The 20,447-nt window shown below is 49.8% G+C and carries 17 protein-coding genes; 10 read left to right on the forward strand and 7 right to left on the reverse strand.

Features of this window, described 5'->3' with window-relative positions; all coding sequences use genetic code 11:
• Positions 1-25 precede the first annotated feature (25 nt).
• Both WBJ53_RS15595 and WBJ53_RS15600 read right to left on the reverse strand, forming a co-directional pair.
• The gene (locus WBJ53_RS15595) at positions 26-1,018 is read right to left on the reverse strand and encodes a YhdH/YhfP family quinone oxidoreductase (protein ID WP_338877077.1); all 993 of its coding nucleotides are present in this window, start codon (positions 1,016-1,018) and stop codon (positions 26-28) included.
• 12 nt (positions 1,019-1,030) lie between these two features.
• On the reverse strand, positions 1,031-1,972 hold the full coding sequence (locus WBJ53_RS15600; RefSeq protein ID WP_338877078.1) for an NADP-dependent oxidoreductase: 942 nt from the start codon (positions 1,970-1,972) through the stop codon (positions 1,031-1,033).
• 89 nt (positions 1,973-2,061) lie between these two features.
• Here WBJ53_RS15600 and WBJ53_RS15605 point away from each other — a divergent pair, with 89 nt between their 5' ends.
• Positions 2,062-2,934 (forward strand): AraC family transcriptional regulator, encoded by an 873-nt coding sequence (locus tag WBJ53_RS15605; protein ID WP_338877079.1) that lies wholly within the window; start codon positions 2,062-2,064, stop codon positions 2,932-2,934.
• A gap of 11 nt (positions 2,935-2,945) precedes the next feature.
• Here WBJ53_RS15605 and WBJ53_RS15610 read toward each other — a convergent pair whose 3' ends face one another.
• Entirely contained in the window at positions 2,946-3,479 is a 534-nt protein-coding gene (locus WBJ53_RS15610) for a hypothetical protein (protein ID WP_338877080.1), read from the reverse strand.
• Between the two features lie 180 nt (positions 3,480-3,659).
• Here WBJ53_RS15610 and WBJ53_RS15615 point away from each other — a divergent pair, with 180 nt between their 5' ends.
• The 5 genes from WBJ53_RS15615 to WBJ53_RS15635 all read left to right on the forward strand — a co-directional run bounded on the left by WBJ53_RS15615 (position 3,660) and on the right by WBJ53_RS15635 (position 8,782).
• On the forward strand, positions 3,660-4,331 hold the full coding sequence (locus WBJ53_RS15615) for a TetR/AcrR family transcriptional regulator (protein ID WP_338877081.1): 672 nt from the start codon (positions 3,660-3,662) through the stop codon (positions 4,329-4,331).
• 73 nt (positions 4,332-4,404) lie between these two features.
• Positions 4,405-5,730, forward strand: coding sequence for an AarF/ABC1/UbiB kinase family protein (locus WBJ53_RS15620; RefSeq protein WP_338877082.1), 1,326 nt, complete (start codon positions 4,405-4,407; stop codon positions 5,728-5,730).
• A 241-nt stretch (positions 5,731-5,971) separates the two neighbouring features.
• A complete protein-coding gene (locus tag WBJ53_RS15625; protein WP_338877083.1) occupies positions 5,972-7,528 on the forward strand; it encodes a T9SS type A sorting domain-containing protein in 1,557 nt (518 codons plus the stop codon).
• Between the two features lie 70 nt (positions 7,529-7,598).
• Positions 7,599-8,183: a dCMP deaminase family protein gene (locus tag WBJ53_RS15630; RefSeq protein WP_338877084.1), complete on the forward strand. Its 585-nt coding sequence runs from the start codon at positions 7,599-7,601 to the stop codon at positions 8,181-8,183.
• Positions 8,180-8,782, forward strand: coding sequence for an ACP phosphodiesterase (locus tag WBJ53_RS15635; protein ID WP_338877085.1), 603 nt, complete (start codon positions 8,180-8,182; stop codon positions 8,780-8,782). Before WBJ53_RS15630 ends, WBJ53_RS15635 begins: the two co-directional genes overlap by 4 nt.
• Here the strand turns inward: WBJ53_RS15635 and WBJ53_RS15640 are convergent.
• The 4 genes from WBJ53_RS15640 to WBJ53_RS15655 are packed head-to-tail and all read right to left on the reverse strand — an operon-like array spanning position 8,771 to position 13,265.
• Positions 8,771-10,135 carry an amino acid permease gene (locus WBJ53_RS15640; protein WP_338877086.1) on the reverse strand — a complete coding sequence of 455 codons (1,365 nt, stop codon included), beginning with the start codon at positions 10,133-10,135 and terminating at the stop codon, positions 8,771-8,773. The two genes, WBJ53_RS15635 and WBJ53_RS15640, sit on opposite strands and share 12 nt — an antisense overlap.
• 56 nt (positions 10,136-10,191) lie before the next feature.
• Positions 10,192-11,118, reverse strand: coding sequence for a DUF3445 domain-containing protein (locus tag WBJ53_RS15645; protein ID WP_338877087.1), 927 nt, complete (start codon positions 11,116-11,118; stop codon positions 10,192-10,194).
• A 19-nt stretch (positions 11,119-11,137) separates the two neighbouring features.
• On the reverse strand, positions 11,138-12,208 hold the full coding sequence (locus WBJ53_RS15650) for a dipeptide epimerase (RefSeq protein WP_338877088.1): 1,071 nt from the start codon (positions 12,206-12,208) through the stop codon (positions 11,138-11,140).
• Entirely contained in the window at positions 12,198-13,265 is a 1,068-nt protein-coding gene (locus WBJ53_RS15655) for a DUF1611 domain-containing protein (RefSeq protein ID WP_338877089.1), read from the reverse strand. Before WBJ53_RS15655 ends, WBJ53_RS15650 begins: the two co-directional genes overlap by 11 nt.
• A gap of 96 nt (positions 13,266-13,361) precedes the next feature.
• Between WBJ53_RS15655 and WBJ53_RS15660 the strand changes: the two genes are divergently transcribed.
• The 4 genes from WBJ53_RS15660 to WBJ53_RS15675 all read left to right on the forward strand — a co-directional run bounded on the left by WBJ53_RS15660 (position 13,362) and on the right by WBJ53_RS15675 (position 20,310).
• Positions 13,362-15,890, forward strand: coding sequence for a serine hydrolase (locus WBJ53_RS15660; protein ID WP_338877090.1), 2,529 nt, complete (start codon positions 13,362-13,364; stop codon positions 15,888-15,890).
• Positions 15,891-16,022: 132 nt separating this feature from the next.
• On the forward strand, positions 16,023-17,057 hold the full coding sequence (holA, locus tag WBJ53_RS15665; RefSeq protein WP_338877091.1) for a DNA polymerase III subunit delta: 1,035 nt from the start codon (positions 16,023-16,025) through the stop codon (positions 17,055-17,057).
• 238 nt (positions 17,058-17,295) lie between these two features.
• Positions 17,296-19,692 carry a TonB-dependent receptor gene (locus tag WBJ53_RS15670; protein WP_338877092.1) on the forward strand — a complete coding sequence of 799 codons (2,397 nt, stop codon included), beginning with the start codon at positions 17,296-17,298 and terminating at the stop codon, positions 19,690-19,692.
• A 48-nt stretch (positions 19,693-19,740) separates the two neighbouring features.
• Positions 19,741-20,310 (forward strand): hypothetical protein, encoded by a 570-nt coding sequence (locus tag WBJ53_RS15675; RefSeq protein ID WP_338877093.1) that lies wholly within the window; start codon positions 19,741-19,743, stop codon positions 20,308-20,310.
• Positions 20,311-20,447: the final 137 nt, after the last annotated feature.

The following is a 20,447-nucleotide window of genomic DNA, read 5'->3' on the forward strand; positions in this document are numbered from 1 at the left end:
ACCTGAATAAAACAGGGCTTTGGGCTTACTCAATTCGCACCAGTGCCCGGCCCTGCATCCTGCCGTTCAAAATGGTTTGAATGGCATCCGGTAAGTCCGAAAGCCCAATTTCGTGAACCAGAGTGTCGAGCGTGTCAGGTTTCCAGTCGGTAGCCAGGTTTTGCCAGATGGCTGCCCGCTTTTCGCTGGGAAATTCAACCGAGTCGATACCGGCTAACTGGATTCCACGCAGGATGAAAGGAAAAACGGTGGTGTTTAATTCGCCCCCATTTACCATACCGCAGGCGGTAACGGTACCGCCGTAATGAACACATTTCAGTAGGGTTGCCAGCACATTTCCTCCCACAGTATCGATGGCTCCCGCAAAACGGGTCTTTAGCAGGATTTTACCCGACGTATCGTCCAGTTCGGCGCGGTTGATGATGTCACTGGCTCCGATTGAGGTTAGAAAATGATGGGAGGCCGCTTTGCCGCTGACCGCCGTTACGGTGTATCCCAATCGGTGTAGAATGGCAATGGCTATGGAACCAACTCCGCCCGTGGCGCCCGTAACCCCAATGCTACCTGTATCGGCTGTTACACCATTTTTTAATAAGGCGGCTACACTCAGGCCGGCTGTAAAACCGGCGGTTCCGTAAATCATGCTTTCCCGCAGCGATAGTCCTTTGGGTAGTCTGACCACCCAGCGGGCCGGAACGCGAATATATTGAGCAAAACCGCCACTTGTATTCATCCCCAAATCAAACCCCGTAACAAGTACTTCATCGCCGACTTTCCAGTCGGGGTGATTGGTGCTTTCAATTACGCCAGCCGCGTCGATACCGGGTGTGTGGGGGTAGGTGCGGGTAACTCCCCGATTGCCCGAAGCCGATAACGCATCCTTGTAGTTTAAGGACGAATAGCGAACCCGGATAAGGATGTCGCCTTCTGGTAAGTCATTGATGGTTTTAGTAACAATTGCGGATGCATAGCCGTTAGCCGATTCGGAGACCAGCAGGCATTGAAAGGTAGTTTCCATGACGTAGAATTTTTACAACGTTACAACAACTTTTCCGACCGTTCGCCCACTTTCGACCTGTTTGTGCGCTTCTGCCATTTCAGAAAAAGGAAAAGTTTGTGAAACGTGAGGTTTCAGAATGCCTTGCTGCATCAGCTTTGCCAGTGCGTGCATATCGTTGCCATTGGATTGGACCATGGTGAAAAAACTATGTACTCCTTTCGCTTTCGCTTTCTCATTGGCCGAGTCGTGTAAACCCGTTGGAATACTGATGAGTGTACCGCCGGGTTTTACGACGTCCAGCGATCGGTTGATTAAATCGCCCCCTATTGTGTCCAGTACAAAGTCAAGGTCATAAACCACGTCTTCAAACCGTTCTGAGCGATAATCGATATGCTGATCGGCTCCCAGATGCATGACAAAATCGCGGTTGGCAGCCGAAGACGTTCCAATCACATAGGCTCCCAGGTGTTTGGCCAGTTGTATGGCAAAATGACCAACTCCGCCCGAAGCGGCATGGACCAATACCCGTTGCCCCGGCCGGATCGTTGCATGTTGGGTGAGGTCCTGGTAAGCAGTAAGAGCGGCCAGGGTAGCGGCTGCCGCCTGTTCGTGACGAATAGTAGCCGGTTTTAGCGCCAGTTGCGAAGCCGGAACAGCTACGTACTCGGCATATGCTTTGCCGTGCCCCGGAAAATTAACCATGCCAAAAACTTCATCGCCAACCGAAAACGTATTTACCCCACGCCCTACTGCCGTTACGATACCCGAAATATCCCAGCCCAGAATTAGTGGGTGTTCGTTTTTGATGCGCCCGGCTATTCCTTTTCCTATTCTGGTTTTGACATCGACGGGGTTTATACTAATTGCCTTTACCCGAACAAGAACCTCAGTTGCACCAATGGCAGGAATGGGTAATTCTGAAAAAACGAACTGATCGACGCCACCGAAACCATTCAATATGATTGCATTCATTTTTCTGTACTAAGTTGATGATGCAAATTTGTACTGATTAGTGGGGTTCTTTCTGGTAGAAATTTTCTCTTTTTCGGTATTTTTACGCCATGAAAAAGGAAAGTTTGTACAAGCCGTTTGAGATTGTTCATAAAACCCTCGACAAATGTGGTAAGGCCGAGCACAAACACCTGTTTTTTGAGCTGGTATACATCATCTCAGGAACCGGTAAGCAGTGTATTAACCAGAACACATTTTCGTATCGGGCTGGGCACATGTTTCTGATTACGCCCGACGATTGTCACTCATTTGACGTGGAGAGTACAACAGAATTTTTCTTCCTGCGCTTTACCGACATATATATCAAGTCGGGAGTATTTCAGAACGGCGACATACAGCGGCTTGAATTTATTCTGCAAAATGCCAATCACCAGCCCGGTTGTATTCTGAAAAACCTGACCGACAAGCTTCTGGTGAAGCCTATTGTTGAGGCTATCATTCGCGAATATGTCAACCGTGATCTCTACAATAACGAACTGATACAGCAATTGGTGAATACGCTGATTGTGGTTGTTGCCCGCAATATTGCCCGGTATCTGCCCGAGCAGGTCGATGCCCATACCGAAGCGATGGCACTGGACATGCTGAACTACATTCAGAACAATATTTATTTCCCCGAAAAAATACGGGCCGAAGCTGTGAGCCGTGAGTTTGGGATTTCGGAAAATTACCTGGGGCGGTATTTTAAGAAACACACCCATCAAACCATGCAGCAGTACATCATTAACTACCGCACTAAACTAATTGAAGCCCGCTTGCTGCACAGCGATAGGCGCATTAACGAAATTGCCGATGAACTCGGGTTTACTGATGAAAGCCATCTGAACAAATTTTTCAGAAAACAACGAGGAATCAGCCCTACTACCTTTCGGCGGCAGGGGATGGTAGGCGTATCTGAGAACGAAAGACTACGTAGTGCGTAGCCAGGAACGGGCTAATTTACCGCTTTGCTGAGCGTATCTTTGCGGGGAGCGGGTGGACGGAACCCACCAATTTCTTTCTTCATTGCCTCTTTCTTCGACTGATACAGATCCCATTGTTCGGGAGTAAGAATTGGATGAAGTTTATCTTCTTTTTCCTCGTTCAGCATCAGCATCATATCCTGAATCTGCTTGATAGCTTCGGGTTTGGGACGTCCTTCTCCTTTGCCGATAATATCTTTGATTGCATCCTGCTGGACGCTGGCATATTCATTATTGAGGTTTCTGACTGCCTTGGCCTGTTCTTTGGTTAACGACAGATTTTCTTTCAGCCATTTGGTTTCCTTATTGGCCATATCGCCCGCAATGTTGGGAATGGAGCGGGGGGTGCTGGTCATGCCCTGGCTGATATTGCCGCCACCACGTCCGTAGCCGCCGTAGCCATAACCACCATAACCACCGGGGTATTGCCCCAGGCTATAGTGACTGAAAAACAGGCCGGTAAGCATACTGACGATAAAAAGGTACGGTGTCAAACGGGTTTTCATGAGTACAAATTTTATGGAACCACAGTATCTAAGTACGAATTTCGTTAAAAAAGTGGAACAATACCGCATCCTGGTCGGATAATCACTCCGCCAAGTTCAGTTATGGAAACCGGCTGACTCACTGTAAGGAAAGAGGAAAAATCCTAAACTTTTCTCGTACACAGTCCGTTAGCCTAGTGTATGGAAACGCTCGAAAAAATCCGTAAGGCGTACACGGAGTACGTTCTTGAAAACGGAAAACAACCCACCTCCGTTTTCCAGTTTGTTAAAAAACTGAAAATTTCTGAAGCCGACTTCTACAACGATTATGCATCGTTCGATGCTATCGAAGCCGACGTTTGGCTTACGTTTTTTAATGAAGCCAAAGCCACTGTCGAAGCCGACGAAACGTATCTGGGTTATTCGGTTCGGGAGAAACTGCTGGCTTTTTACTATACCTGGATCGAATTGCTTAAATCTCAGCGAAGTTTTGTGGTCTACAGTTTTGGCAGGCTACGCGAAGAAAGCAAAGGGCAGGGAGGGCCGACTGCCGGTCTGAGCCGGTTTAAACCCAAATCGCAGGTGCTGAATCCATTTAAGGATGCGTTTTTCGACTATATCCGTGATTTACTGGCCGAAGGACGAGAGAGCCGGGAAGTAGAGCCGCGCCCGTTTGTCACCGACCGTTATCCCGATGCATTTTGGATGCAAACGCTTTATTTGCTCGATTTCTGGGTTCGTGACGTTAGTAAAAATTTCGAAAAAACGGATACTGCTATCGAAAAAGCTGTCAATACAGCTTTTGACCTCATCGGGCGTTCTCCGCTCGATACCCTGTTTGACTTCGCTAAGTTTATCTATCAAAATAAATGATTGAGTGATTGACTTGCTGAATGACACTAAACCAAGCTATTCAAGAAGTCAATCACTCAATCATTCAATATATATGAAGACCCAAAATTCTGTTCCAACAACCAAAGTAGCCCGGGCCAGCCAGTTTGTGAAAGCGGGCGTAAAAGTTGGCGGAAACTATATTAAGCATTATAGTAAGAAACTGCTTGATCCTGAGTTGCCACGTGAAGAATTGCATAAGGATAATGCGGCTGATATATACGATGCCCTGAGCGAATTGAAAGGATCGGCCCTGAAAATGGCCCAGATGCTGAGTATGGACAGGGGGTTATTGCCGACGGCTTATTCCGATAAGTTTACGATGGCACAGTATTCGGCGCCACCGTTGTCGGGGCCATTGGTTGTGAAAACGTTTCGAACCTATTTTGGTAAGTCGCCGTCTGAATTATTCGACAAATTCGACATCAATTCCGTCAATGCTGCCAGTATCGGCCAGGTGCATCAGGCCTGGAAAGATGGAAAAAAACTGGCCGTCAAAGTGCAGTATCCGGGGGTGGCCGATTCGGTCAGTTCCGATCTGAAAATTGCCAAACCGCTGGCCGTACGTCTGCTGAATCTAGACGAACGTCAGATCGATTATTTCATGCAGGAAGTTGAAAGTAAGTTACTCGAAGAAACCGACTATGAGCTGGAACTTCGACGTAGTATCGAAATTTCGCAGGCCTGCTCGCATATCGAGGGGCTGGTGTTTCCGCATTACTATCCCGAACTGTCGAGTCGACGGATTCTGACCATGGACTGGCTCGACGGATTGCACCTGCGGGAATTTCTGGCCACCAACCCATCGCAGGCGGTTCGGGACCGTATTGGGCAATTGCTCTGGGATTTTTATGACCATCAAATCCATACACTTCGGCAAGTTCACGCCGATCCGCATCCCGGCAACTTTCTGATGCGGGCCGATGGAACATTGGGTGTAATAGATTTCGGCTGTATTAAGGTTATCCCGGATTATTTTTACGATAACTATTTCCGGCTCATTAACCCCGATACGATGCTGGATGAGGCTCTTACGCAGCAGATTTTTATGAATCTGGGCTTTCTGGTGCCGCAGGATACACCATCGGAACGGAAATTTTATTCTGACCTGTTCGTGGAAATGATCGACATGCTGGGGCAACCCTTCGCCAGCGACACGTTCGATTTTGGCGATGACACGTATTTCAATAAAGTGTATGCCTTTGCCGAAGAGTTATCGAAGATGGAAGAACTTCGATCGTCGAAAGTGGTTCGGGCCAATCGTGACGGTTTATACATCAACCGAACCTATTATGGTTTATACGCCATGCTCAATGAACTGCGGTCGCGGGTTGTAATCACCAAACCCGAATGGCTACAGCCAAAGGGCGTAGTGGTTTAGTGGTGATGCCATTGTGCCGGTTTTTTCATACAAAAAGTACTCTTCCCGTTTTTAATAAACTCAGCACTGGTCGGGGCGAAGATTATCTAAAAATAATTCGCCCCGACCAGTGCTGTTTTATTACGCATCCAGATTCGCCAGTTCTTTACTACTTTTGCCTAGTAGATTTATCCTGAAAAATAGCTCCCTGCAATGGTTTAGGGTAATCGACGCGACGTTCCTCTTCAATCATACGTTTCATATGCATTCTACAGCTACGGTTAGTTTGCTGTCCTATCGTTTGTGCCTGTCTGGGTTGCTTCTCTTTTTTCTTCATGCGGCTTTTTCTCCCAAGACTCTGGCGCAGAGTGGCCCTGGCTGCGATACATACGTCAATAAAACAACTGCTGATGGATTGGGCGATAACTCGGTCAATGGTGTATTTGCCGTTGGTAATACGGTCTATGCGGCAACTGCTGGTGAACTTAGTGGTGGATTAAGTATTTCGACCGATGGGGGGAATACCTTTACCAATAAAACCACGGATGATGGACTGGGAAATAATGCGGTGTATGGTGTATTTGTTGTGGGCAATACCGTGTATGCTGCTACACTGGGAGGAGTGAGCATCTCGACCGACGGAGGCAATACGTTCACAAATCGGGATGCGTCGAATGGTTTAACCGATGAGTTTGTATTTAGCGTTGGCGTATCAGGTAGCTCAGTCTATGCCGCAACACAAAGCGGGCTGTTTATTTCGACCGATGGCGGGAATACGTTTACGGCCCGCACCGAAACAGAAGGACTGGGTAGCCATTTTGTATGGGGAGTTTATGTGGTTGGGTCAACGGTTTATGCCGCCACTGATGGTGGGCTGAGTATTTCGACCGATGGGGGCAACACCTTTATCAATAAAACCACGGCCGACGGATTAGGGAGTGAAACCATTTGGGGAGTCTATGTGGTGGGAAGTACTGTCTATGCAGCTACGGATGGAGGAGTGAGTATTTCGATCGACGGAGGTAATACCTTTACGAATAAGACAACGGCCGACGGATTAGGCGATAATGAAGTGCTGAGCATTTATGCCATTGGCAATACCATTTATGCCGGAACGTATGGAGGAGGACTGAATATTTCGACCGATGGCGGGAATACATTCACCAGTAGAACAACCAGTAATGGCCTGGGAGCTAACTATGTAGCCAGCGTATTTGCCCTGAGTGATAAAGTGTTTGCCGGTACCGAAGGTGGATTGTCCTTTTGTACTGCCAGTGCAATGCCGGTGCATCTGCTTTCCTTTACCGTCCAGGCTGTAGATCAGAAAACGGTACGTATCGACTGGAAAACAGCCAGTGAAACTAATAATTCGTTCTTCGTTATCGAACGTAGCAAAGATCTGGTTCAGGTGCAGCCCGTAACCAATGTGCAAGCCGCAGAGGGTGCTTTCAAAGGGCATACGTATTCATATACCGACAACGCTCCTTACCAAGGAACGAGCTACTATCGACTGCGTCAGGTAGATCTGGATGGCACTGAAACTACTTATCCGTGGGCATCGGTAGTGGTCGATAATCAGGCTTATGGCGTTTACCCTAACCCTGTTTCGGATGCCCCTTTCCGGCTGCATCTCGATGATCCGCAAACGGCACAACTGAGTCTGTTTACTGTTCAGGGAAGACAGATTCCTGTTCTTCGATTAGCTATCGATAATGGCGATTTAACGCTGAAAACTGCTCAGAAACTTCCTGCTGGCATTTATCTGCTTCGGGTAGAAGAGCGGGCTCAGGTTCGTGAGCACCGACTGGTTGTTGAGTAGAAGGCAATAATAGACGGAGATTGCGTTACTACTCATAGCGCCGAACCCCGAATTTTACGTATTTTGTGGCATGGATAGTAAAGAGCTGATTGATCAGCCGGTTGTAGTTACCCGCCCGCGCTTCGACGATATTTTTATGGAGCTGGCCGTCAATCTGGCCAAACGGTCGCATTGTATAAAGGCCCAGGTGGGTGCTGTACTCGCACGTGATACCCGAATTATTTCAATTGGCTATAATGGGCCACCAGCCGGTACGCATAACTGCGACGAAGAGTTTCCGGGAGTAGGTTGCCCGCGCGATTCGAAAGGATCGTGTTCGCTGGCACTTCATGCCGAACAAAATGCCATTTTGTATGCAGCCAAAAATGGAGCCGAAATAGAAGGGGCAACGATTTATGTCACACTGTCGCCCTGTATTGCCTGTGCCCGGATTATTTACAGCATGAAAATTGCCAGAGTCGTCTATTTGCACTCGTATGCCGAATATAAAGGCATACCGTCCGACGAAGGCGTGGATTTTCTGCGCCGGTTTGGTGTAACCGTCGAGCGCTATGCAGCAGAGCCAGACATTTCTTTTCGGGCTACACCACCAGTTGCTGCTACACCTGTCGCTCAAAGGACCAGCATAACAAACGATGACATGCCAGGGAAATGAATATTCTGGCACATGGGTATTTGTCGGACCGAAACGATGGCTTTCTGACCGGTAACTTTATTGGCGATTTTATTAAAGGAGACCCTGCCAGCCCCCGGCATAAACTTCGGACGGAGGAGGTTGCGGGGGTCAGACTGCACCGGGCGATCGACTCATTTACCGATGCTCATCCTGCTGTTGCTGCCGTTCGGGAATTGCTGCATCCGCGTTGTCATAAGTACGCCGGGGTGGCTGTGGATGTCTTTTTCGATCATTTCCTGGCGCGCCAGTTTGAGCCGCTAACCGGCGAAACCCTGGATGATTTTACGGCATTTTTTTATGCTGCCTTACGCCAACTGTCATTGCGTTTTCCAGCATCGGCCGTTCGAATGCTCGACGGTATGATTCGCTATGACTGGATCAGCAATTATCAGACATTCGACGGCATTGATCGTTCCCTGAACGGCATTGCCCGACGCACGGCGTTTCCGTCGGGCCTGGATACGGCTATTATTGATTTAGAGCGCTATTACGGACAAATTAACAGCCAGTTCTTGCAGTTTTGGCCGGAGCTGGTCGAGCACGCCAGCCAGGTACGGAAAGCTCTGTTATTCGGTTAGTTCTGGAAAGAGGATTCGTTTTCGCCAGAATCCGTAAAAAGGTAGCCCTGTAGCAATCAGTCCCAGGCCAATCAGGGCTTCGCGAGGCTGGTTGACGAGGGTCATGATGACCAGTAAGGTGCAGCAGCCGCAAAAGAACAATGGAACCAGTGGGTAGCCGATAACCCGATAGGGGCGCTCCCGGTCAGGTTGGCGTTGTCGGAGAAGGATTACCCCCAGCGCAGTAGCACCGTAGAAAATAAAGGAAGCAAAAACCAGCATGTCTGTCAACTGATCGAAACTGCCCGACCAAACCAGAATGATTGACCAGCCCGCCTGAAACAAAATAGCAACCGAAGGCGTCTGGTAACGGGGATGAATGCGGACAGCGGCTCTAAAAAACAGTCCATCGCGGGCCATTGCAAAGAAAACACGGGCAGGCATCAGAATCGATGCATTCGTCGAGTTGGAGGTTGTTACCAGAATCAGTATCGAAATAAAAGTGGCTCCGGCCCATCCAGCGGCCTGTCGAACAACTTCAACGGCGGCAATTTTGCCGGGTGTGGCGGCCAACTGCGCCAGCGAATCAATGGGTAACACATAGACATAAACGGCATTCAGCAGCACATACAGGGCAATCACGATACTGGTTCCAACAGTAAGCGCTATAGGTAAATTTCGCTGAGGATGCTTGATCTCTTCGCCAATATAGCCAATCTGATTCCAGCCTTCATAACCCCAGAAAGCGCCAAGCGAGGCCACAACGAGCGAGCCCAGCAAACTGCCATGCGTGGCGCTGTGTTGAGTGGCTACTGATCGGGTAAGGTGAGAAAGACTTCCCGATTCGGCCGTAAATCCCAGAAAGGCAATGATGCCGACAGCCAGAAATGTCAGGTAAATCAGGGCTCTGCTCAAGCCTTCAGCAAATCGTATGCCCCGGTAGTTGAGCAGACTTAGCAGGGCAATCAGCAGCGTTGCTACTCCTTTTACGGCAACATCTGCCGAATCGTCGGGCCAGCCAGTCAGCGATAACAACGATTGCCCAAAAATATGCGCCAGCGCAGCTATGGTTGCCGTTCGCATCACAGTGAAAGCACCCCAACCGTACAGAAATGCAAATAAGCGGCCGTAAACCTGTTTGAAATAGACATACTCGCCACCCGATTGCGGAAACATACCGGCCATCTCGGCATACGTCAATGCGCCAGCCAGGCTAACGATGCCCGCAGCAACCCAGCAGCCAAGCACTAGCATCGGCGAACCTAATTCAGCAGCCATCGGGGCTACTTTTTTAAACACGCCTGAGCCAACTATGCCACTAACAACCAGTAAAATGGCTGGACGAAGCGCAATGCTACGAGCAAGTTTTATCATATGGTTAAGAAAATTTTGTTCTTGCTGTTGTTAGTGTAAATGACTGTGTTATACTATTATATCGTTGTTGAATTCAAGTAATTGATTAATACTGGCAGGTAGTGGGCAATACCTTTGTAGGCAATCATTGCAGGTGGAGTCGTGCGGAGTACGTTTAGAAGTTGCCGGGCTGCTTCGGGTCGTTCGGCCAGCTCACGATCAAGCCGGTTCTGGTAAGTATGGATACCAAATAAAATTGCCCCCGAATTTGGTAGCCGGGTTAATGTTTGCCGTTCAATGCGCAGGTAAAGCTGTTTGCTGATCGTCTCAACTGTCATCGTGGGTAGTTGGTCGGCCAAAAGCTGGTTAAGGGATTCAGTATGCCGACAAGTCATGTCGAGTTGATCGGTATGTTTGATGCTCCAGTTTAATCGCCAGACCGGACGTTCGGCGGGTAGCCGTTGCATGAGTTTTTGAGAGGCCACCATCATTGGTTCTACAATTGGAACAATGGGCGCATGAATTTGCCAGAAGGGAAGTCCTATTTTTTCATCGAGGCACCAGCCGTTGCCAAAGCATAGCTGACCTGCTATCAGGGTTATGTCGTTGCCCGATAGTACTACCAAATCTTCCTGAACCTGCCGACCAACCCAGTCGAGGGGAGCCAGAGGCAGCGAATCTATAATCCCAGGCCTGAACGAGGTCTCTTCATTCAATAGTCTGTTTTGCCAGAGCCAGTTGGTACCGGTCTGCTTCAGTGAAAACCACTCGGGATAGCTTCGGATTAACTTGTTCAGAATCAGCGTAACAGCATCCCATTGGGCCGTTTCTGAATGAGGAAGGGCCTGAAAATAGTACCTCGGGTACTCATCCAAAAGCGCACGCTTGCGAGCAACGTCCGATTGGTAATCAGCATCTACTTCAATGAGCCGATCGGCATCGGTCATCGATATTGTGCCCATTTTATCATTAAACCGCTGGCCGAAAGGGAAATAAGGCAACATGAAGATAATGGTATACAGTTTACCGATAGTTACTAAGCCCCAGTCCGCTGCCGCCAGAAGGCAGAAGATGCCCATCTTTAAGCGTAAATCCACCCGATACGATGTCTTCGGCCAGGTCGAAGCTGCCATCGAGGTCAATATACCGGGTATTGGCACAACTAAAAGCAGCGTGCAGGGCAGCCGTAATGCTGATCCGGCTTTCGTCGTTGCAACCCCAGAAAAGCGAGATGCCTGCCGAACGGGCAATTGTTGCGATGTCGAGCGCGGCCCGAATTCCGCCACACTTCATTAGCTTAATGTTGTAGATGCCAAATGGGTGGGGTCGATGAGCCAGTGTTATAGCCGCTGCCGGACCTTTTAACGACTCATCAGCTGCCAGCCGCTGCCGGATTTCGGTTGGCAAACACAACAGATCCTGTTCCAAACCAACAGGTAGGGGTTGTTCAATCAATTCAACATTGGCACATTGTGTAGCATTTACGAACTGGGTCAGATCCGTCAGGGTGTATCCCTGGTTGGCATCAACGCGAATTGTGACCATGTTGCCATATCGCTCCCGAAGTTTTAGCGTTCGCTCAATGTCTTCAGCAACGTTCAACCCGGTTTTGACTTTAAGCACCCGAAACCCCTGACGAAAATAACCCTCTGCTTCACTAAGCGTGTCGTCTACATTCATGATGCCAATGGTGACGGAGGTAGGCAACGACTGGATTTTTTGCCCATAAAAGGCCAGTACGGGTATACCCAGATACTGACAGAAGGCATCGTGTAGGGCAATATCGACAGCCGCCAGGGTACCCGGAGCGGCTGAAAATTGCTGGTTAACACCGTTAAGTAGCCCATAAAAGGCTCTGATGTCGGAGTTCGTCAGGCTATTTACCCATTCGCTTTGCAGGTTTTGCAACGTTTGTTCCGGCGATTCGCCCACCACATCCGGGTCAGGATTGGCGGCTCCCAATCCGACCATTCCATTGTCCAGTTCAATTTCCAGAATGACATTTTCCACGGATGAAATGGTCTGGTAGGCTATGGTATAGGGTTTCGTCAGCGCCAGATTCTGGCGGTAGCTTCGAATGGCTTTAATGCGCATGGGAGCTGACAGTTAGCGTTTGCAGAATGGGTAAAATAGGGGCTACCCCTTCTGTCAGTGGTAAGAGTACCGGAATGCCAAGGCGCTCGGCATAGGCCTGCTGGAAAGCAAGGGCTTCGTCGTGGCTACAATCTTCGGTGTTAATCGCCAGTGCAATAACAGTCGATCCGTAGGCTTTTATCAGGGCAATTTCCGATTCAACGGAAGGAATTTCGCCCCAGGCCGGAATGTGGTCATAGTAGGTGCGTTTGGGCGCATGAACGAGCACCACATGGCGGGCATTGCCCGATACCAGAAACTCCGAACCACAAGGGCCGCTGGGGTTTCGTAACGAAGCCTGTCCTTCAATCAGGAGCACATCGGCACCAGTCTCGCGCCAGCAGGATACCAGCGCATGTTCAAGTTCGCCCGAAACAAAATCGTTAAGTGTTGAGTCGAAAATAAACCCATATTTCCCGCCCTGAAGCCAGCCCGTTTGTCCCGTATAAATCATTTGTGCATTGATACCATTGCGTTTGCAGGCTTCGCGAATAAGTCGGGTTGTGGTTCGTTTGCCCAATGCACAGTCTGTTCCCAGAACGGCAATAATTGGCGCGGTGATCGAATGGATTTCGCCGGTCCAGAAGTGAAGCTCATGACGAGGTTTCGGCTGGCGCACATCAATGAGCTTTGCGCCATGTTGCCGGGCCAGTTCGACCAGATCTGGTTTCTCGTTCAGAAATTCGTGTAGACCATTAACAATAGATAGTCCATTCTGCAAACCATGCCTGATTGCCGTCAGCATGGTTGGGGGTAAAACGCCACCACTGGTAGCGACGGCGACAAGGGCAAACGACACCGACTCCAGGTGGGCCAGAGCATCGGCAACGGATGCGAAAATGGGAATATTTCGGTGCTTGCCATCCAGTACCATTCCCGCATCCTGTCCGGCGGTTGGTGCATCAACGACCCCAACAATTGTATAGCGTTCGGTACCCCGAATCAGGCCGTGGGCAGTTTTAGCATCGGTGGTCGATAATAGGCCATCGGTAAGCAGAAGGGCCCGATTGTTCAGCATAACGTGTAAGGTAAACGACTTTTTGGGCTAAGATGGCAAATTTGGCGAAATAAACCACGCCATATGCCGTATATTGGCCTAACTTTCTTCTGTACTATGCCAAAAGTTCAATACCATCTGATTCGTATCGGAGTCGTCCTCTTGTTATTGGTCTGCCCTAAACTAATGCGTGCCCAGCGAGTATCGGACCGGCTGAAAACGCTCGACTCGGTATTGACCGTTCTACACCAGCAGGCCATGTTCAACGGAGTCGTTCTAGTGGCTGAAAACGGCAAAATTCGATATGCAAAAGCTCTCGGTACCGCCAATGTGGCTACTCATGAGCCCTTAACAACAGCTTCTGCCTTCAATCTGGCGTCGGTCTCAAAACAGTTTATTGCCATGATGATCATGCAGTTGCAGGAGCGTGGAAAACTGAGCTACGATAAGCCCGTTCAGACCTATTTACCCAAATTCCCCTATGAAACGATTTCGGTTCGGGATTTGCTGAATCACACGTCCGGTTTGCCCGAATACTTCGATCTGGCGCAGCGGTATCTGGGGCCACTCGATACATTGACGAACGATGGTATGCTGCAGTTACTGCATCAGTACAAGCCACCGCTCGTTTTCCAGCCCGGTGATCGCTGGGAATATTGCAATACGGGCTATGTAGTGCTGGGTTCACTCATAGCCAGCGTTAGCGGGATGTCCGTCGAGAATTTTTTCGATCAGCAGATTGCGCGACCCCTGAAACTCAAACATACCTATGTATACTACCATAACAGCCATACTACACCCCGAAATCGGGTGTTTGGATTTAAACGGGAGAATGGTAAAAACTGGCCCGACGATCTGATTCGACTGGACGGTGTTGTTGGCGATGGAAATGTGTATGCGTCGGCCGAGGATTTGCTGGCCTGGGACCAGGCCTTGTATACCGAAAAATTAGTAAAAGCCACTACCCTGCGGGATGCCTTTACACCCACCAAACTGAACGACGGATCAACGTATCCGTACGGCTTCGGCTGGATGATTGAGAACAATGGAAAGGTGTTGATGCACACCGGTAGCTGGGTTGGTTTCCGAACGTTGATTGTTCGTTATACAGATAAAAAACAGACCCTGATTGTGCTGACAAACGGCGCTAATGCGGCTGGCCGGATTTCGTGGGAAATTCTGGAGGGCAAACAAACCCAACTTCCTGCAACGCAACTAATCACGAATATTCGCCTGATTGATGGTACCGGAACGGCGGCCCGAAAGGCTGCTGTTCGCCTGCGAAATGATCGGATATGGGAGGTTGGGGAACTGACTCCATTTCCTGGTGAATCTGTAACCGACGGACGTGGGTATGTACTATCGCCCGGCTTTATCGATAGCCATAGTCATCATGACCTGAGTGCACGGCCAGATGCATTACCGGTTTTAAATCAGGGTGTTACAACGATTGTAATAGGGCAGGATGGGGGCGGTATGCCGTTCGATAGTTTGCTTGCCCGTCAGCAACGACAACCGTCGGCCGTCAATGTAGCCAGTTATACGGGCCATGCCCTGCTTCGCCAGCGCGCTATGGGTGTCAACGGATTATACCGAACGGCCAAACCCGATGAACTGAAAAAGATGAACGAACTTCTGCGCGGGGAAATGCAGAAAGGGTCGCTGGGCTTATCGACCGGGCTGGAATATGAATCCGCTTTTTTCTCCAACCGCGATGAAGTAATTCAACTGGCGCAAACCGTTGCTGATTCGGGTGGGCGCTATATCAGCCACATCCGTAGCGAAGACATTACGTTCGATGAGGCACTGGATGAAATTATCCAGATTGGGCGTATTACCCGAATGCCGGTTCAGATCTCGCACCTTAAAATAGCCCTGCGCGACAAGTGGGGACAATCGGCCAGTGTACTGGCCAAACTGGAACAGGCACGGGCAGAAGGTGTAACCATCACTGCCGACTGCTATCCGTATGATTACTGGATGTCGACCCTGCGGGTCTTATTCCCCAAACGCGACTACACCAATCTGGCCAGTGCTGATTTTGCCGTGAAGCAGCTATTTGACCCCTCTCAGTCGGTATTGGTTCGGTTTGCGGCCAACCCGACCTATGCCGGAAAAACGGTCGGTGGCATAGCTCAGCTTCGTCAGCAAACGCCTGCTCAAACGTTGATGGGGCTGGTTGCGGAAGCGGCCGCTTTCTCCGAAAAAAATCCTGAGGCCGGTGGTATTGAAGGTATTATGGGGAAATCGATGGATGAGCCCGATGTGAAAAATTTCCTGGCCTGGCCCCATACCAATATCTGTTCGGATGGGGCTAATGATGGGCATCCGCGCGGTTACGGCGCTTTTACACGGGTATTGGGCCGGTATGTGCGAGATCAAAAACTAATGCCACTCGAAACGGCCATCCAGAAAATGACGAGCCTTTCTGCCGAACACCTTGGCCTGAAAAACCGGGGTATTATTGCGCCGGGCTATTTTGCTGATCTGGTTCTGTTTAATCCCGACACCGTTCAGGACAACGCCCGGATTGGCGACAATAAAGCCTTGTCTACAGGCATCGAAGCAGTTTGGGTCGCTGGCCAACTGGTTTATAAAGACCGGAAGGTTACGGGAGCGCGGCCGGGTGTGCTAATTCGGCGGTAATGGCTAGCTAAGCTGTTTCTACGGCAGAATGCTTATTTTTGTGGCCGATTTACGGTAAGAAATGACGAGTCAACCCTGCTGGAATGAACCTCCGTCACACCGTAAACCGAATACCATAAACCGAATACCACTTTGATTCCTGCCGTTGATGCGCTGCTGAAAGACATCCGTAACAAGCGGATTGCTCCTGTTTATCTGATTCATGGCGATGAACCATTTTATCTGGACCGTATAGCTGAAGAACTCGAAAAAATTGCTATTCCGGTTGCCGAGCGTGGATTTAACCAGTTTATACTATTCGGGAAAGATACCGATGTGGGGGCTGTGCTGAATTACGCCCGGCGGTATCCGTTTATGGCCGAACGACAATTGGTTATCGTGAAAGAAGCCCAGCAAATGGGCGGTATTACCGATAAATCGGCCTTAACACTGCTCGAAGACTACGCTCTGAATCCGCTCGATAGTACGATTCTGATGATCTGTTATACGCGGGAAGAGGGTAAGCCAGCCCTCGACGAACGGAAATCGTGGGTAAAAGCCTTCGGTGCCAAAGGGAAACTGCTGGGTATCAAAAAACTGTATGACGATAAAATTCCCGATTGGGTTGGGATGTACTGCCGGGAGCAAGGCGCAAAGGTGAGTCCGAAAGCCTGTCAACTGCTGGCCGACCATATCGGAAACGATCTGAAACGGTTGGCGGGTGAAATCGATAAAATTCTGATTAACCTACACGTTGGCGAAGAAATTTCGGCAACAACCGTCGAACGGCTGGTGGGTATCAGTAAGGAATATAATGTATTTGAACTGCAAAAGGCGCTGGCTCAGCGCGATATTGTAAAGGCTAACCAGATTGTTGCGTATTTCGGCCATAATCCGAAAGACAATCCACTGGTTGTCATTCTGGCCCAGCTCTTTAGTTATTTCAGTAAAGTATTGCTGGTGCAGGCATCGAAAGACCAGACCGATAAAGGGCTGGCTCCCTTGTTAGGGGTCAATCCTTTTTTCGTCAAAGACTACCTGTCAGCCGCTCGAACTTTTCCCTTGCCCAAGGTTGCCGATATTCTTCATGCCATCCGTCGGGCCGATGCCCGTAGTAAGGGCATCGATACACCAACCATGAATGAAGGCGATATCCTGCGTGAACTAGTGTTTGAGGTGTTACACTAATCCCTATCGTTTTTTGGCAAATGGTTGCCAATGCTCAAAGCCGTTGTGAGCCCACAGCGGCTTTGAGCATTGGAATAAATGAGATTGAATGGAATCGCTACTAACTTTAACTTATTCATGATAATGGCCGATTTTCCGATAAAAACGGCTCGTTTTTAGTAGCTGTCAATTCTTTTTTTTATTATTGCAACATTGTTGCATAAATAAAAGCACTAGCAGGTGCAGAATAAAAGAGTTGATGCGAAAGCTCGTACAAATTTGGTGGGTAGTAGGGCTGATCGGTTATTCGGTGTCGCCAGCGTGGAGTCAGTCGGGCGTTTGTAACGAAGTCCTGACTGGTCGAATTGTTGGGCAGGATACCGGTGCCCCACTCGTAGGGGCAACGTTGTACGTACGGGAACTGTCAACCGGTACCGTTACAGATTCAAGCGGAAATTTTCGGCTGTCGAATCTCTGTTCTGGTAAGTATACACTTGTTTATCAGTTCGTTGGTTATAAAACGCTGACCACTTCGGTGTCGGTTGGAGCCAGTGGCTCCGCTACCGTTGGAGCCGTGTCGTTAGTACCCGATAATCAGACGTTACAGGAAGTTGTTGTAACCGAACACCGGTCGGAAGCGCAGCAACTGCTACAGGTTCAGAGCAGTATATCAGGAAATGCGCTCGACCAGACACGTGGCCAATCGCTGGGGGAGAGCCTGAAAGCCATAACGGGGTTATATTCCATTCAGACAGGGCCTAGCATTTCCAAGCCCGTTATTCACGGTTTATACAGTAACCGGATCATTATCCTGAACAACGGCATTCGGCAGGAAGACCAGCAGTGGGGCACCGAACATGCACCCCAGGTCGATCAGTTTTTAGCGTCCCGACTGACGGTGATCAAAGGAGCGGCCAGCATTCGCTATGGTTCCGATGCCATTGGTGGGGTTATTCTGGTTGAACCCAAAGCCATGCCCACTCAACCGGGTGTGGGGGGCGAACTGAATCTGGTGGGCGCTACCAATGGTCGGCTGGGAGTGGCGTCGGGTATGCTGGAAGGTGCATTTGGTAAAAAACTGACTGGGTTAAGCTGGCGCCTTCAGGGCACGCTTAAAGAGTCGGGCTACGTAAAAACACCACACTATTACCTCGAAAACACAAGCTATCGGGAGAAAAATTTCTCCGGCGATATACATTACGATCATCACAACTGGGGAGCCGAAGTATTCTATAGCCGATTCGATACAAAAATTGGCCTTTTTACGGGCGCTCAGGTCGGTAGTCTGGCCGATTTATATGCGGCTATCGGTCGGTCGGAGCCGCTCGTAAAGCCGGGCTTTTCGTACAACCTCGGGCGGCCATACCAGGCCGTAGAGCATGAGCTGTTTAAAGCACGAGCCTATCTCCGGGCTGGCCGGGCCGGAACCTTCACGGCCACGTTTGCCCGGCAGCAAAACACGCGTCGCGAATACGATTATGTGTCGTTCAGTGGCATTCTTACGCCCGAGTTGTATCTCAAACTTGTCACGCACACGTTGGATCTGGTCTGGGAACGTCGGCCCACGAAAACCGCCAACGGTGGTCAGTGGTCGGGCAGTGCGGGCTTCAATGGAATCACGCAGGGGAATGTGCGGCAGTATCTGTTCCTGATTCCCAACTTCCGAAACTACGGAGCGGGCTTGTTTGCTATCGAACGCTATGCCACCAATCGCTGGACACTGGAAGGCGGCTTGCGTTATGATTATCGCTGGCTGCGAGCCTACTTCCTGAATGACGTTACGAAACAGGTCTACTACACAACCCACAACTGGCAGAATATCAATGGCTCTCTCGGCGCGGCCTATCAGCTACGTCCCGATCTGACGCTAACGGCCAATGTCAGCACCGCGTGGCGGGCCCCTAACGTGGCCGATTTATACTCAAACGGCCTTCACCAAAGTGCCGTAGCCTACGAGCGGGGGAATCCGAATCTGCAACCCGAACAGGCCTACAATAGCAACCTGGTGCTGGCGTATGCTGGCCATCGGTTCAGTGGTGAAATCGGCCTATATAACAATCTGATTGACAACTACATTTATCTGAAGCCCGATTCGGTACCGCTGGTGCGTCAGCGGGGGGCTTTCCCGGCCTATACGTATACACAGGTCCGCGCAACCTTTCGGGGACTGGATGCGACGCTGACCTATAAGTTTACGGATCAGCTCGCGCTGACCAGCAAAAACTCACTGCTTTGGGCCTATAATCAGACCGACCGTGCTTATCTGGTGTTTATTCCCCCCAATCGCTCCGATAATAGGCTGCAGTATGACTGGGAGCGCTGGGGCAAACTAACCAATGCCTACATCGCCCTGAATGGATTGTATGTGGCCCGGCAGAACCGCGCTCCGGCTGTAACGCAACAGGAAGAAAACGGGCAGATCATCTTTACCGGCGATTTTGCCCCACCACCACCGGCCTACTGGCTTCTGGGAGCGGAAGTTGGTTTTACCACCCCGTTGGGTAAACAGTCGATGAGTGTGATCCTGAGCGGGACCAATCTGGCTAATGTTACTTACCGCGATTACCTGAACCGCTTTCGCTACTTCGCCGATGAGCCGGGACGTAGTATTATGTTGAAACTCAAATTGCCTCTATCGTTTCCCAAACGACCCTGATTGCTTTTACACCCTGTTTTTTGTTTTACTACTTACTTACAAAACGCTATGAATGCCTGGAAAATGCCGGTTGCCTGGATGAGTATGGTTGCCCTGCTGGTTGGTGGCTGTAACAAAGATGAGCAGAATGTGGCTCCAACGGATGATAATGAAGCCATTACAACCGCCACCCTGACCCTGGTCAACAAAGCGGTTCCGACCGATACGGTGCGGGCGACTATCGAAAACCTGAATACGACGGCCGACTTTAGTAAAGCGACGCTGAATCTGAAGGCCAATACGACCTATACGGGCACGATTGGTTTACTGGATAAAACAAAAACACCCGTTGTCGATGCTACGGAAGAAATCAGAGAAAAGGTGAATGAGCATTTATTCGTCTACACGTATTCGGCCACATCGGGCAGCCAAAATGCGTTGATCGTAACCATAACCGATAAAGACACCAATCCGGCACCAGGGCCTTATCCCGTTGGATTGTCAACCGACATGCAGACGGGCGCGGCCGGTACGGGTACGCTGAACGTGGTTTTACGACACCAGCCGAATGTGAAAGATGGTACACCGAATCCCGGATCATCGGATTTAGACACCAGTTTCCCGGTTGTGATTCAGTAATTGGGCAGTCCAGTCAATCGAACGTGTCTCTCATAACTCGATGGCAAAACGTCGCCGGGGAGTTTGGAGACACGTTTTGTCTGTATCGGAGTCACCGTAGCGGTCATACCATCTGAATGCATAAAAAAAGCCGTCAC

Origin of the sequence: Spirosoma sp. SC4-14, assembly GCF_037201965.1 — a bacterium.
Classification (GTDB): domain Bacteria; phylum Bacteroidota; class Bacteroidia; order Cytophagales; family Spirosomataceae; genus Spirosoma.

Bases quoted from the DNA above. Each gene is read 5' to 3' on its own strand.
- WBJ53_RS15595 (WP_338877077.1), bottom strand. From the start codon at position 1,018: ATGGAAACTACCTTTCAATGCCTGCTGGTCTCCGAATCGGCTAACGGC.
- WBJ53_RS15600 (WP_338877078.1), bottom strand. From the start codon at position 1,972: ATGAATGCAATCATATTGAATGGTTTCGGTGGCGTCGATCAGTTCGTT.
- WBJ53_RS15605 (WP_338877079.1), top strand. From the start codon at position 2,062: ATGAAAAAGGAAAGTTTGTACAAGCCGTTTGAGATTGTTCATAAAACC.
- WBJ53_RS15610 (WP_338877080.1), bottom strand. From the start codon at position 3,479: ATGAAAACCCGTTTGACACCGTACCTTTTTATCGTCAGTATGCTTACC.
- WBJ53_RS15615 (WP_338877081.1), top strand. From the start codon at position 3,660: ATGGAAACGCTCGAAAAAATCCGTAAGGCGTACACGGAGTACGTTCTT.
- WBJ53_RS15620 (WP_338877082.1), top strand. From the start codon at position 4,405: ATGAAGACCCAAAATTCTGTTCCAACAACCAAAGTAGCCCGGGCCAGC.
- WBJ53_RS15625 (WP_338877083.1), top strand. From the start codon at position 5,972: ATGCATTCTACAGCTACGGTTAGTTTGCTGTCCTATCGTTTGTGCCTG.
- WBJ53_RS15630 (WP_338877084.1), top strand. From the start codon at position 7,599: ATGGATAGTAAAGAGCTGATTGATCAGCCGGTTGTAGTTACCCGCCCG.
- WBJ53_RS15635 (WP_338877085.1), top strand. From the start codon at position 8,180: ATGAATATTCTGGCACATGGGTATTTGTCGGACCGAAACGATGGCTTT.
- WBJ53_RS15640 (WP_338877086.1), bottom strand. From the start codon at position 10,135: ATGATAAAACTTGCTCGTAGCATTGCGCTTCGTCCAGCCATTTTACTG.
- WBJ53_RS15645 (WP_338877087.1), bottom strand. From the start codon at position 11,118: ATGTTGCCTTATTTCCCTTTCGGCCAGCGGTTTAATGATAAAATGGGC.
- WBJ53_RS15650 (WP_338877088.1), bottom strand. From the start codon at position 12,208: ATGCGCATTAAAGCCATTCGAAGCTACCGCCAGAATCTGGCGCTGACG.
- WBJ53_RS15655 (WP_338877089.1), bottom strand. From the start codon at position 13,265: ATGCTGAACAATCGGGCCCTTCTGCTTACCGATGGCCTATTATCGACC.
- WBJ53_RS15660 (WP_338877090.1), top strand. From the start codon at position 13,362: ATGCCAAAAGTTCAATACCATCTGATTCGTATCGGAGTCGTCCTCTTG.
- WBJ53_RS15670 (WP_338877092.1), top strand. From the start codon at position 17,296: ATGCGAAAGCTCGTACAAATTTGGTGGGTAGTAGGGCTGATCGGTTAT.
- WBJ53_RS15675 (WP_338877093.1), top strand. From the start codon at position 19,741: ATGAATGCCTGGAAAATGCCGGTTGCCTGGATGAGTATGGTTGCCCTG.